Source organism: Roseovarius sp. E0-M6, assembly GCF_037083845.1.
Taxonomy (GTDB): Bacteria; Pseudomonadota; Alphaproteobacteria; order Rhodobacterales; family Rhodobacteraceae; genus Roseovarius.
The window spans coordinates 652,787-664,857 of sequence record NZ_JBAPLA010000002.1 but is presented as its reverse complement, the minus strand read 5'-3'; the positions used below and the strand labels follow the sequence as shown (position 1 = coordinate 664,857).

Genomic DNA, 12,071 nt, shown 5'->3' with positions numbered 1-12,071 from the left:
ATACATAAAGGGGGATCCAACAAAGGCATTCCGACAGGGACAAGGGACAGTCATGGGCGAGAAGACTTTTGAGCCGTGGAACGATCCAGAGGCGAAACCTCTGATCCAGTTCAAGAACGTCACCAAGCGGTTCGGGACATTCACGGCGATCGACGATCAGACCTTCGATATCTATGAGCAGGAATTCTTTGCCCTGCTCGGCCCGTCGGGATGTGGCAAGACCACGATGATGCGTATGCTTGCGGGGTTCGAGAAGCCGACCGAGGGCACGATCCTTCTTGGTGGTCAGGACATCGCACCCATCCCGCCGAACAAGCGGGCGGTGAACATGATGTTTCAGTCCTATGCCTTGTTTCCGCATCTGAGCGTGTGGGACAACATCGCCTTCGGTCTCAAGCGTGACGGCCTTGCCAAGGACAAGATCGAGGCGCGCGTCGCCGAGATGCTCAAGCTGACGCGGCTTGAAAAGTTCGGACAGCGCAAGCCGCACCAGATTTCCGGCGGACAGCGGCAGCGCGTGGCGCTGGCGCGCAGTCTCGCCAAGGCGCCGAAGCTTCTGCTTCTGGATGAACCGCTGGGGGCGCTTGATGCGAAGCTGCGGCAGGACACGCAGTTCGAATTGATGGACATTCAGGAAAAGACCGGCACAACCTTCGTGATCGTGACCCACGATCAGGAAGAGGCGATGACCGTTGCCAGCCGCGTCGCGGTGATGGACGACGGCAAGATCATTCAAGCCGACACGCCGGCGCGCATCTACGAGATGCCGAATTCCGCCTACGTGGCCGATTTCATCGGCGACGTCACGATCATCGAAGGCCGCGCCACCCCGAGCGGCGACGGCTATGACATCGCGTTTGCCGAGGATCAGCCGGACCTGCACGCGAAGTCGGATATCACCTTCACCGCGGGTCAGACCTGTTACCTCGCGATCCGCCCCGAGAAGATGCGCATTTCCGCCGAAAAGCCCGACGACCTGCCGAATGCGGTTCGGGGCAAAATTCTCGATATCGCGTATCTCGGCAATCTTTCAACCTATCACGTCGAACTGCCGGGCGGGCAGATCATCAAGGCGCAGGCCGCCAACACCCGGCGCCTGTCGGCCCGTCCCTTCACATGGGAGGACGAGGTATGGCTAAGCTGGACTGCCACCGCCGGCGTCCTTTTGGAGGGGTGAGGGCATGTTGCGCTTTGTGAACCTGACGATCCTGACCGCGGTCATCGGCCTTGTCGTCTATGCCGCGGCCGTCCTGATCCTGAATCCGTGGCGGTTGGATACGGTTGTGTTCACTCATGGCAGAGCCGTCATCGCGGTGCTTTTGGCCATAGGATTGCTGGCCATTACACCAAGCAGGATGCGTGATCGTATCGCCGCGCTCGCGATTGTCGTGGTGCCGTATTACTGGCTTCTCGCGCTGTTTCTTGTGCCGTTCATCATCGTTCTGAAGATCAGCCTGAGCGACATCGCGCTGGCCATTCCGCCTTATACGCCGACACTTGACCTTGGAGAGGGTTGGCAGGGGATCAAGGATTTCTTCGCCGGGCTGGATTTTGAGAATTTCGAGTTTCTGACCACGGATGATCTTTATTGGAAGGCGTATCTGTCGTCGGTTCAGATCGCGTTCCTCTCGACTGTGATGACGCTTCTGGTCGGTTATCCGATCGCTTATGGCATGGCCAATGCGCCGACACATTGGCGGCCTACCCTTTTGATGCTTGTCATCCTGCCGTTCTGGACGTCGTTCCTGATCCGGGTCTATTCGTGGATGGGCATTCTTTCGACCGAGGGCTATCTCAATCAGGTGCTGATGTGGACGGGCGTGATTTCCGAGCCGCTTACGATCTTCAACACGAATGTCGCGGTCTATATCGGCATCGTCTATACGTATCTGCCCTTCATGATCCTGCCGATCTATGCATCGCTTGAACGGATGGATGTGAGCCTTTTGGAGGCCGCAGAGGATTTGGGATGCTCGCGCATTTCTGCCTTCTGGCTGATCACTGTGCCGCTTTCGAAATCGGGGATCATCGCGGGGTCTTTCCTTGTCTTCATTCCGGCGCTGGGCGAGTTCGTCATTCCCTCGCTTCTGGGCGGCTCGCGCACATTGATGATCGGCAAGGTGCTCTGGGAAGAGTTCTTCAACAACCGTGACTGGCCGGTGGCAAGCGCGGTGGCCGTGGTTCTGCTGCTTATCCTGATCATCCCGATCATCCTGTTCCAGAGGAACCAGCAGAAGCAGAGGGAGGCCGAGGGATGACGCGCACGACATGGTTCAACACGGTCTCGCTGACGCTGGGCTTTGCGTTTCTTTACCTGCCGATGGTGATCCTCGTGGTCTACAGCTTCAACGACTCGAAGCTGGTGACGGTTTGGGGCGGCTTCTCGACCCGGTGGTATGGTGAACTTATCCAGAACGAGGCGTTTTTGAACGCCGCGTGGGTCACGATCAAGGTGGCGGTCTTTTCGTCGACCATCGCCACGGTGCTGGGGACGATGGCGGCCTATGTTCTGGTCCGGTCGGGGCGGTTCCTCGGGCGGACGCTTTTCTCGGGGATGATCTATGCGCCGCTGGTGATGCCCGAGGTGATCACCGGCCTGTCGCTTCTGCTCCTGTTCATCGGGATCGGGCTGGACCGGGGGGTTCTGACCATCGTGCTCGCGCATACGACGTTTTCGATGTGCTATGTTTCCGTCGTCGTCTCGTCGCGGCTGGTGAGTTTCGACCGCTCGCTCGAGGAGGCCGCACTTGACCTTGGCTGCACGCCCTTTACCGCGTTCCGGCTTGTCACTTTGCCGATCATCGCGCCTGCGGTGATATCAGGCTGGCTTCTGGCCTTCACGCTCAGCCTTGATGACCTTGTGATCGCATCCTTTGCCGCCGGACCGTCGGCCACCACCCTGCCGATCAAGATCTTCTCGGCGGTGCGTCTGGGCGTCAGCCCGGAAATCAACGCGCTCTCGACGATCATGATCGCCATCGTGACCGTCGGTGTGATCAGTGCATCACTCATCTCGAAGCGCGCCACGCTTCGGCAGGAGGCCGAGGAACGCGCGGCGATGCGCGGATGAGCAGGATTTACCCCGCCCACGCCTATGGCGCGGCCCCGCGCGAAAACTGCTATTGGCCCACCACCGCCGAACCGGTCGAGGTGCCCAAGGCACGCGGCGAGATACGCGCCGATGTGGCGGTGATCGGGGCGGGCTTTGCCGGCCTTTCCTGTGCGTTGCACATGGCCGAGGCGGGGGCCGATGTCGTGGTCCTTGAGGCGGAGTTTCCGGGCTGGGGCGCGTCGGGGCGCAATGGCGGGTTCTGCTGCCTTGGTGGCACCGCGGCAAGCGACGACGCGCTGCGCCGATCCTATGGAGAGGCCGCGCGCAAGGAATGGTGCCAGGCCGAGCTCGCCTCGGTCGAGTTCGCCCGCGATCTCATGGCACGACACGAGATTGATGTGGACATGCATTCCGAGGGTGAAAACCTTATGGCGCATACCCGCAAGGCCGCCCAAGGCTTCGAAGCGCGGGCGCGTCAGGTCGAGGCGGATTTCGGCGTGACGCCGAAGATCACCCCCGAGGCCGAGCTTTCGCAGAACGGTATGCGCGGCCCCTTCTTTGCGGCGATGACGACGCCCATCGGCGTGGCGGTCAACCCGTTCAAATATGTGAACGGCCTGGCGCGGGCGGCGATGCGGGCGGGTGTGCGGATTTTCGGTCAAAGCCCGGTGCGGCGGATCGACAGATCAGGCGATTACACCCTTGTGACCGATCACGCGCAGATCCGGGCAAGGCGCATCGTCGTGGCCACCAACGGCTATTCTTCGGACGACCTGCCCGACTGGATGCGCGGGCGGTATCTTCCGACGCAGTCGAACGTGATCGTCACCCGCGAAATGATCGATGAAGAGTTGCAGGCACAGGGCTGGACCACCAACCAGATGTGTTATGATGATCGGTTTTTCCTGCACTACTTCCGCCTGATGCCGAACAAACGGATGCTTTTTGGGATGCGTGCGGGACTGCGGTGTTCGCCCGAGGGCGACGCGCATATGCTCAACGTCATCAAGGGTCATTTCGACCGGATGTTTCCGGCGTGGTCGCATGTGGAGGCCGAGCATTACTGGAACGGTCTGCTGAGCATCTCGTGGGACCGGACGCCCTATACCGGCGCCATCCCCGGCATGGAGGGCGCCTTTACCTCGCTGAGCTATCACGGGAATGGTGTCGCGATGGCCAGCTATGCCGGCGCGCTTTTGGCCGATCAGGTGCTCGAGCGCCCGTCAACACGGCTTCATCCCGAGATCATGACGCGCCCGCCCGAGCGGATGCCGCTGGGCCAACAGCGGCGCAAACTGATGTGGCCGCTTTATGCATGGGCGACGTTGCGGGGCGATTGACCGCGGCTTGTGCCGGACCGTCGGATCAGGCCCGCTTCCATCTCAGCCTTGTGGTGTCTTGACCGCGCGCGACCGTTCGCGGCGCAGGCCAAGCTGCCGCTCGCGCCAGATGATCAGGCAACCGGCAAGGATCACCAGAGACGCGCCGCCAAGCATGGTCGAGGTCGGCACTTCGTCGAAAATGACGAAGCCGATCGCAAGGGCGAAGATCATCGACGCATAATCGAAAGGCGCGACGACCGATGCATCGGCGAACCGGTAACAGGAGGTGAGGAAAATCTGTCCCAGCCCCCCCAGAAGCCCCGCACTTATCAACAGCACAAGTTCGGGGCCATCCGGCATGACCCAGCCGAACGGCGCGGTGAGGAGCGACAGAAGGGCCGAGGTGATCGAAAAGTAGAACACAATGGCCGAGGTTTGTTCGGTGGCGACCATCTTGCGGATGTAGATTTGGGCAAGCGCGGCGCAGATCGCCCCGGTGAGTGCCGCAAGCGCGCCGACCGCCTGCAACGTCTGAACCGTTTCCCCGCCAAAGGCGGTGAGCCGCGGGCTCAGCACGATGACGACACCGCCAAGACCCAAGAGCACCGCACTGATCCTGAATAGGCCCACCTTTTCGTCCAGAAACATCGCGGCGAACACCACGGTGAGAAGCGGCGCGGCATATCCCAGCGCCGTCGCCTCGGGCAGCGGCAGCAGGCCAAGGGCCGTGAACCCCAGCCCCATCGCCGCCGTGCCCACGAACCCGCGCCAGAAGTGACCCATGGGTGACACCACGCGCAGCCCCGTGGCAAGATCGCCGCGCACAATCAGCCAGCCGACGATCACCGGCAGCGCGAAGAACGAGCGGAAAAACACCGCCTCGCCCGGTGGAACATGGTCGGCGGTGGCCTTGATCAGCGATGCCATACATATGAAAAGTATCACGGCACAAAGCTTGAGCGCGATGCCTTTGACAGGGTGCATGTCGGGTCTCCTTGCCTTTGGTCTGCGCCTTGTTGCATGGAAGGTCAAGGGAGGGACCGACACGATGTATGACGCCAATCACCTGATCCGAAAACTTGCCGCCAATGGACCGCGGGACAAGGTCTTTGCCACCCGTCCGGGCGCCGCGGACATGACCTATGGGGCGCTCTTTGAAGGGGCCGAACGAATGGCGGCGGCGCTGGTGGCGGCGGGGCTCAATCCCGGTGACCGGGTGGCGGTGCAGGTCGAGAAATCACTTGAAGCGGTGCAATTATATCTTGGGACGGTGATGGCGGGGGGCGTGTTTCTTCCGCTCAACACCGCCTATACCGGGCCGGAGGTGGCCTATTTCATAGGCGACGCGACGCCGCGCGTGGTGGTTTGCGACCCATCGAGCCAAGCCGAGGTCGCCGCTCTGGCAGCCGATGCGGTGGTCATGACCCTTGGCCCGGATGGTGAGGGCACATTGCCCGTAGCCGCCAGACGCGAAAGCCGGTTCGGGGCGGTGGCGCGCGGGCCGGATGACCTTGCTGCGATCCTTTACACCTCGGGCACCACGGGCCGGTCCAAAGGCGCGATGCTGTCACATGCCAACCTCGCCTCGAACTCGGAGACGCTGTGCCAAGTCTGGGGATTTACCGAGAGGGACGTGCTGATTCATGCGCTTCCGATCTTTCACACCCACGGGCTTTTCGTGGCGACGAACGTGGCGCTTCTGGCCGGGGCGTCGGTTCATTTCCTGCCCCGCTTCGATGCGGATGCGATCATAGCGGCGATGCCGGAGGCGACCGCCTTGATGGGGGTGCCGACCTTCTATACCCGCCTGCTCGATCATCCCGGCCTAACCCAAGAGCGCACGCAAGCCATGCGGCTTTTCGTGTCCGGCTCGGCACCGCTTCTGGTTGAAACGCATGAACGGTGGGAGGCCGCGACAGGGCACCGCATCCTTGAACGCTATGGCATGACCGAAACCAATATGAACACGTCGAACCCGCTTGATGGTGAGCGGCGGGCCGGCACGGTGGGCCGCCCCCTACCCGGTGTCGAGCTTCGGGTGATGCGCGACGGCACGGAGGTGTCACAAGGCGAGATCGGCGTGATCGAAGTGCGCGGCCCCAACGTGTTTCAGGGATATTGGCAGATGCCCGAAAAGACGGCAGAAGAGCTTCGGCCCGACGGCTGGTTCATCACCGGCGATCAAGGGATGGTGGATGCCGACGGGTATGTGACGATCGTGGGCCGCGAAAAGGACATGGTCATCACCGGTGGTTTCAACGTCTATCCCAAGGAGGTCGAGAGCGTGATCGACGCGCTACCGGGCGTTCGTGAAAGCGCCGTAATCGGTGTGCCGCATCCCGATCTGGGCGAGGCGGTCGTCGCCGTTGTCGTGCCCGATGGCGGGATTGACGAGGCCGACATTCAGGCCGCCCTTGCAAGCGGTCTGGCGCGGTTCAAGCAGCCCAAGCGCGTGATCATGGTGGACGAGTTGCCGCGCAACACGATGGGCAAGGTGCAGAAAAAGGCGCTGCGCGAGGGTCACGCGTCGCTGTTTTCCTGATCCTTGACGAGGCTTGCAAGCGGCCGCGCGGAAATTCCATGTAGGACCACCGACAGGATCACCGTCAGCACCACGCAGGCGACAAGCTCTTCGATATGGGGAAGCTGAAATTTTTCGAGCACCAGAAGCGAGAATAGCACCGAGGCCAATCCGCGTGGCCCGAACCAGCCAAGAAAAAGCTTCTCGCAGGGGCGCAGCCCGGTTCCCGCAAGCGAGAGCCAGACAGGCCCCATGCGCACGATCGTGAGGAAACAGACCGCCGCCCCGACCGTGGCCCAACTGGCATGCGCGAGCCCATCGGGCACCATAGCGGCCCCGAAGATCGTGAAGCTGAGCATGGTCAGGAGCTTGCCCTCGGCCGACATGAACTCGGAGATGAAGCTGGTGGAGGTCCGAAGGGCATGTCCAAAGGTCAGCCCGCCGACGAAGGCCGCGATCAAGCCGTTGCCGCCGATCGCACCGGCCACCGCGAACGCAAGGAAGGCTGCGGCAAGAAAGACCAGACCGTCATAGGCCGGCGAGATCGACTTCGTGGTCATTGCCAAATCCAGCGCCCGCGCCGCGACCCAGCCCACCACAATGCCTGCGAGGGGGCCGAGTACTATCTGTTTCAGGGTGAAGAGGCCAAGATTGGCCGGAACCTGCGCGCCCGTGACGCCCAGCACCTCGACGGCCACGACCGCCGCCGCCAGCACCATCGGCAACGCCAGCCCGTCATTGAGCCCGCTTTCGACCTCGATACTGCGCCGCAGGCGGGCCGGAACCTTTTCGGACGAGGTCACAGCCTGTGCCAACGCGGCATCGGTCGGGGCCAGAATCGCGGCGAGCAGAAGCGTGATCACCCAAGGCGCCTCGGGCGTCATGAACCGCGCCACCCCCGCGCCCAGCAGAATCGCCAGCGGCATGGCGATCAGCAGCATACGCGCGGGATAGGCCGCGCTGCGCCAAAGATCGCGAAGCCGCACGTGGCTAGCGTCAGAAAACAGGACCAAGACCAATGTCGCCTCGGTCAAGGTCAGAAGCATCCCATGATCGCTCAGTGCCGCAATACTCGTGTCGGGGATTTGCGTCATCCCGTAGCCGAGCGCGGTGAAGAAGATCGGCAGCGTGATTGCGCTACGCTGGAGCCGCTCGGAAAGCAGCGAGAAGAAAAGAATCCCGGCCAGCACCCCTGCGATCAGCGACATGCCGGGCATCATCCGGCCCGTTTCGTTGCGGCCAGCCTTTGCACTGTCAGGCGTCTTGGCGTTTCAGAACCCACTGCTTGCGCGGGAAATGGCAGGTATAGCCCTGAGGGAACCGTTGGAGATAATCCTGATGCTCTGGTTCGGCCTCCCAGAAGTCGCCCACGGGCTCAAGTTCGGTCACGACCTTGCCGGGCCACCGGTCCGAGGCCTCGACATCCGAGATCGTGCGCAGGGCCTCGTATTTCTGGCCCTCGTTCACATAATAGATCGCCGAACGATAGCTGATGCCGGTGTCGTTGCCCTGACGGTTGAGGGTTGTCGGATCATGAATCTGGAAGAAGAATTCCAGCAGGTCGCGATAGCTGATGCGCTTGGGGTCGAAGTGAATCTCGATCCCCTCGGCATGGGTGCCGTGGTCGCGATAGGTGGCGTTGGGCACGTCGCCACCGGTATAGCCCACACGGGTGGACACCACCCCGTCGAGCTTGCGAATGAGATCCTGCATGCCCCAGAAACAGCCCCCGGCAAATACAGCGCGTTCAGTCATGTCACGTCCTCCACTTGATCCAGATAATCGCCATAGCCTTCGGCCTCCATCTCATCGCGATGGATGAACCTGAGCGAGGCGGAATTGATGCAATAGCGTAGCCCGCCCCTGTCCTGCGGCCCGTCGGGAAAGACGTGGCCCAGATGGCTGTCGCCGTGAGCCGAACGCACCTCGGTGCGCACCATCCCGTGCGAGGTATCGCGCAGCTCGGCCACGTGGGCAGGTTCGATCGGCTTGGTAAAGCTGGGCCAGCCACAGCCCGATTCATACTTGTCAGACGAGGCGAAAAGCGGCTCGCCCGAAACGATATCGACGTAGATGCCCGGCGCCTTGTTGTCGAGATATTTGCCGGTGCCGGGGCGTTCTGTGCCACCTTCCTGTGTGACACGGAATTGCTCGGCGTCGAGGGCCGCGAGCGCATCAGGTGACTTTTCATATTTCGCCATGAGTCCCTCCTTGCGGTTCATGGTCATTAAATGGGGGCATCGGGACAGAAGCAAAGGGTTATTTCACGGCTTTCACTCTTGGGTGATCCCATCATGCCACCGCCGCGTTTTTCGGGAGAGTGACAGGCGTCCGTAGGTCATTATTTTCCCACGCACACCGCACACCTGAGCGGACTCGTAAGTCGACGTTGACGAGGCTACGGCAGCTATGCGCAGATAGCGCACTTTGCAAAGTCGTGTGATAAAGACCTTTCAGCGACCCGAAACCGCAGATTGCGTCAGACGCAGCAGAAGTCCGCTCACATCTTGCGTCGGTCACATATCTCGTAGGCTATCAAGCTTCAGGTCAATGGGATGCATCAAACGAGACCCCGGCCGATTTGGTCCGGAAATGTCGTCCAGGACATCAACCAGCGCCTGCTTGTAAGGTTCGCCATCTGAGGCAATGGCCATGACACTTAAGTTGCCATGAAACACAATAAGCGCTGCAATGATCGATTTCATATCAGTGTTATAGTGCAGCCAGAATTGGCCATCCGAAGTCATCTTGCCTTGCTGCAATTTAGAGAAACTTGGCAGGATACTGAGATGGTTATGGTAGGCCTCTTGACTGAGGCCAACGTTCAAATACCACTGCGTAAACAGCGTGCCATCAAGCTCAATCGGTCGCCCTGTGAGTTCTGCGAACGCAGCTAAAGCCATCTTACCCGCGAATGCGTCTAAGTGAGCGACTGTGCTTGGACCATCCGCTGTGACCTCGACCACATCCCTCAGTAATCCACGGCTTTTAATCCAGCGCGACTTTGCTTTCCTATTTGAACTGATTTCCTGATAGGCGCGAGGTGCGTGCTTCTTTACTGATGGCAGAACTTTCTTCATTCTCTCAAACTGCCATCGATCTTCCTCGAAAGGTTGGATCAATGATAGCATCTCAGCGACGGCATCTGCTCCACGACTTCCCTCATTGCAATCTGAGCATGCGGGAAATTCCCAGCCACTGGGACGTTGTTTGTCTTTGAATAGACCGCGTGGCGGCATGTGCTCGAGCGTGCTTGCATGGGTAGATGGGCAATAAATGCACCGAGGGTGTGAGGAAAGGATCTCCTCCCGCCGGCGGCTCCTGATTTTCGCCTCTCCCACGATCAATGCTCCTGTAGCGTCCGCGTTAATGAACTGCAGAGCCGCAAAACACTCTATGCCTTTCGATAGCCTGACTGACGCTTACGCCTCAAGGGGCAAGCAGAGGAAAGTTCTGTGCCTTCCAGTCCACGTATAACCGTCGGTAGAGCAACTGACGTCGTCCGCTTCGGGCTGACTGCCGTCATTCGCTCGCTACCAATTTCACCACGAGCACTATGTTCTGCGTTAGCGAATAACCTCAAGACCGATCATGCAAGACGGATACTTTTAACACGACAAGGAATCGTGCCATGCGCCTTATCACCGCCTTATGCGTCCTTCTGTGGGGCCTGCCCGCAGCCGCGCTTGACCTCAAGGCCCCGTTCCAGAACATAGATGGCGGCACGCTCAGCCTGTCGGAGTGGGACGGGCAACCGATCCTCGTGGTCAATACGGCGTCGCGCTGTGCCTTTACGCGTCAATACGAAGAGCTTCAGGCGCTTTATGACCGATACCGCGATCAGGGGCTTGTTGTGCTTGCCGTGCCGTCCGACGACTTCCGCCAAGAGCTGAAGTCGGACGCGGAGGTCAAGGAGTTCTGCACGCTCACCTACGGGATCGACATGCCGATGACCGGCATCACATCGGTGCGGGGCACAGAAGCCCATCCCTTTTATCAGTCGGTGAAATCCGAAACGGGGTTCGCGCCCTCGTGGAATTTCAACAAGATCCTGATCGCCCCCGATGGCCGCGTTGCGGCCACTTATGGCAGCCCTGTGCGCCCGATGGCGACCCGGATCACTCGCGAGATCGAAAGGTTTCTTGACTGAAGCCGCGGACCTGCCGTGCAGCGCGCGCGCCCGGATCACTTGCGCGACATGAGAAGGTTCGAACCGCCCGTATCACGGCTTGGTGGCATGCCATAGGCGCGACGATAGCTTTTCGAGAAATGCGATGGTGCCTTGAACCCGCATAACAGGCAGATTTCCATCAGGCTCAGGTTCGTTTGCGCCAGAAGATTGCGCGCCTTCTCAAGCCGCAAACTGAGATAATACTTGTTTGGCGACGTGCCGAGATACCGTTGAAAAAGCCGTTCAAGCTGTCGCGTGGACACCCCTACCAAGCCGGCGATCTCGGTCGGGCGAAGCGGCTCCTCAAGGTTATGGCGCATGATCTCGATGGCTACGGACAGCCCGGATTGCCGCACGCCGGGCTGACTGGGAAGAAAGCCCCGCTGTGACTGGCTTTCGGGGCGCGGGGCGGGATAAACCATCTGATCGGCCACCCACGCGGCAAGGTCGGCCCCGTAATCGGTATGGATACGGTCCAGCATCAAATCCATCGAGCTTGCACTTCCGGCGGCACTGAATATCCGGTCGTCCACGGCATAGATCACATCCTGCACATCGACATCGGGAAAGGTTTCGGCCATGGCGCTGGCGTATTCCCAATGGGTCGTCACGCGCCTGCCATTCAAAAGCCCGGCCAAGGCCAGCGTATAAGTGCCCGCGCTGATCCCGCCGAAATCTATACCCCGGCGGGTTTCGCGCCGAAGCCAGTTGAGGATGCGCTTGGTGCTCCCGGCCAGCGCATCGACACCGGCGCACACGATCAGCGTATCATCGCGGTGAAGGTCGATCAGCCCCGCATCCACCCCCACCTGCACCCCGTTCCACGCGGTGACCGGCGCACCATCCTCACTCAGGAACAGCCAGTCGTAATAGGTGCGGCCGTCGGCAAAACGGTTGGCCAGCGCCAACGCCTCGTGGGCGCAGGTGAGACCAAGGGGTGAAAATCCCGGAATCAACAGGAAGACATAGCGTTTGGGTCTATCCTCCAGCATTCCGGGATCCTTT

The 12,071-nt window shown here is 60.6% G+C and carries 12 protein-coding genes; 6 read left to right on the top strand and 6 right to left on the bottom strand.

Going from position 1 to position 12,071, the window contains the following annotated elements; all coding sequences use genetic code 11:
- The first annotated feature begins 52 nt into the window (after positions 1 to 52).
- The 4 genes from V8359_RS09595 (at position 53) to V8359_RS09580 (ending at position 4,392) form a co-directional block, all read left to right on the top strand.
- Entirely contained in the window at positions 53 to 1,177 is a 1,125-nt protein-coding gene (locus tag V8359_RS09595) for an ABC transporter ATP-binding protein (RefSeq protein ID WP_336428538.1), read from the top strand.
- A 178-nt stretch (positions 1,178 to 1,355) separates the two neighbouring features.
- Positions 1,356 to 2,258: an ABC transporter permease subunit gene (locus V8359_RS09590; RefSeq protein WP_336428632.1), complete on the top strand. Its 903-nt coding sequence runs from the start codon at positions 1,356 to 1,358 to the stop codon at positions 2,256 to 2,258.
- On the top strand, positions 2,255 to 3,070 hold the full coding sequence (locus tag V8359_RS09585; RefSeq protein WP_336428537.1) for an ABC transporter permease: 816 nt from the start codon (positions 2,255 to 2,257) through the stop codon (positions 3,068 to 3,070). Before V8359_RS09590 ends, V8359_RS09585 begins: the two co-directional genes overlap by 4 nt.
- Positions 3,067 to 4,392 carry an NAD(P)/FAD-dependent oxidoreductase gene (locus V8359_RS09580; protein ID WP_336428536.1) on the top strand — a complete coding sequence of 442 codons (1,326 nt, stop codon included), beginning with the start codon at positions 3,067 to 3,069 and terminating at the stop codon, positions 4,390 to 4,392. Before V8359_RS09585 ends, V8359_RS09580 begins: the two co-directional genes overlap by 4 nt.
- A gap of 42 nt (positions 4,393 to 4,434) precedes the next feature.
- Here the strand turns inward: V8359_RS09580 and V8359_RS09575 are convergent, their stop codons facing one another.
- Positions 4,435 to 5,358: a DMT family transporter gene (locus tag V8359_RS09575; protein ID WP_336428535.1), complete on the bottom strand. Its 924-nt coding sequence runs from the start codon at positions 5,356 to 5,358 to the stop codon at positions 4,435 to 4,437.
- 64 nt (positions 5,359 to 5,422) lie between these two features.
- On the opposite strand from V8359_RS09575, the gene V8359_RS09570 reads away from it, so the two are divergent.
- A complete protein-coding gene (locus tag V8359_RS09570) occupies positions 5,423 to 6,916 on the top strand; it encodes a malonate--CoA ligase (RefSeq protein WP_336428631.1) in 1,494 nt (497 codons plus the stop codon).
- On the opposite strand, the gene V8359_RS09565 is transcribed toward V8359_RS09570, so the two are convergent.
- The 4 genes from V8359_RS09565 to V8359_RS09550 all read right to left on the bottom strand — a co-directional run bounded on the left by V8359_RS09565 (position 6,895) and on the right by V8359_RS09550 (position 9,975).
- The gene (locus V8359_RS09565) at positions 6,895 to 8,103 is read right to left on the bottom strand and encodes a cation:proton antiporter (protein ID WP_336428534.1); all 1,209 of its coding nucleotides are present in this window, start codon (positions 8,101 to 8,103) and stop codon (positions 6,895 to 6,897) included. The two genes, V8359_RS09570 and V8359_RS09565, sit on opposite strands and share 22 nt — an antisense overlap.
- A gap of 46 nt (positions 8,104 to 8,149) precedes the next feature.
- The gene (msrA, locus tag V8359_RS09560; RefSeq protein WP_336428533.1) at positions 8,150 to 8,650 is read right to left on the bottom strand and encodes a peptide-methionine (S)-S-oxide reductase MsrA; all 501 of its coding nucleotides are present in this window, start codon (positions 8,648 to 8,650) and stop codon (positions 8,150 to 8,152) included.
- Entirely contained in the window at positions 8,647 to 9,096 is a 450-nt protein-coding gene (gene msrB / locus V8359_RS09555) for a peptide-methionine (R)-S-oxide reductase MsrB (RefSeq protein ID WP_336428532.1), read from the bottom strand. The genes msrA and msrB overlap by 4 nt, the downstream gene beginning before the upstream one ends.
- A gap of 315 nt (positions 9,097 to 9,411) precedes the next feature.
- Entirely contained in the window at positions 9,412 to 9,975 is a 564-nt protein-coding gene (locus V8359_RS09550; protein ID WP_336428531.1) for a hypothetical protein, read from the bottom strand.
- Between the two features lie 551 nt (positions 9,976 to 10,526).
- Between V8359_RS09550 and V8359_RS09545 the strand changes: the two genes are divergently transcribed.
- A complete protein-coding gene (locus V8359_RS09545; protein WP_336428530.1) occupies positions 10,527 to 11,045 on the top strand; it encodes a glutathione peroxidase in 519 nt (172 codons plus the stop codon).
- A gap of 35 nt (positions 11,046 to 11,080) precedes the next feature.
- Here the strand turns inward: V8359_RS09545 and V8359_RS09540 are convergent, their stop codons facing one another.
- Positions 11,081 to 12,058 (bottom strand): GlxA family transcriptional regulator, encoded by a 978-nt coding sequence (locus tag V8359_RS09540; protein WP_336428529.1) that lies wholly within the window; start codon positions 12,056 to 12,058, stop codon positions 11,081 to 11,083.
- Positions 12,059 to 12,071: the final 13 nt, after the last annotated feature.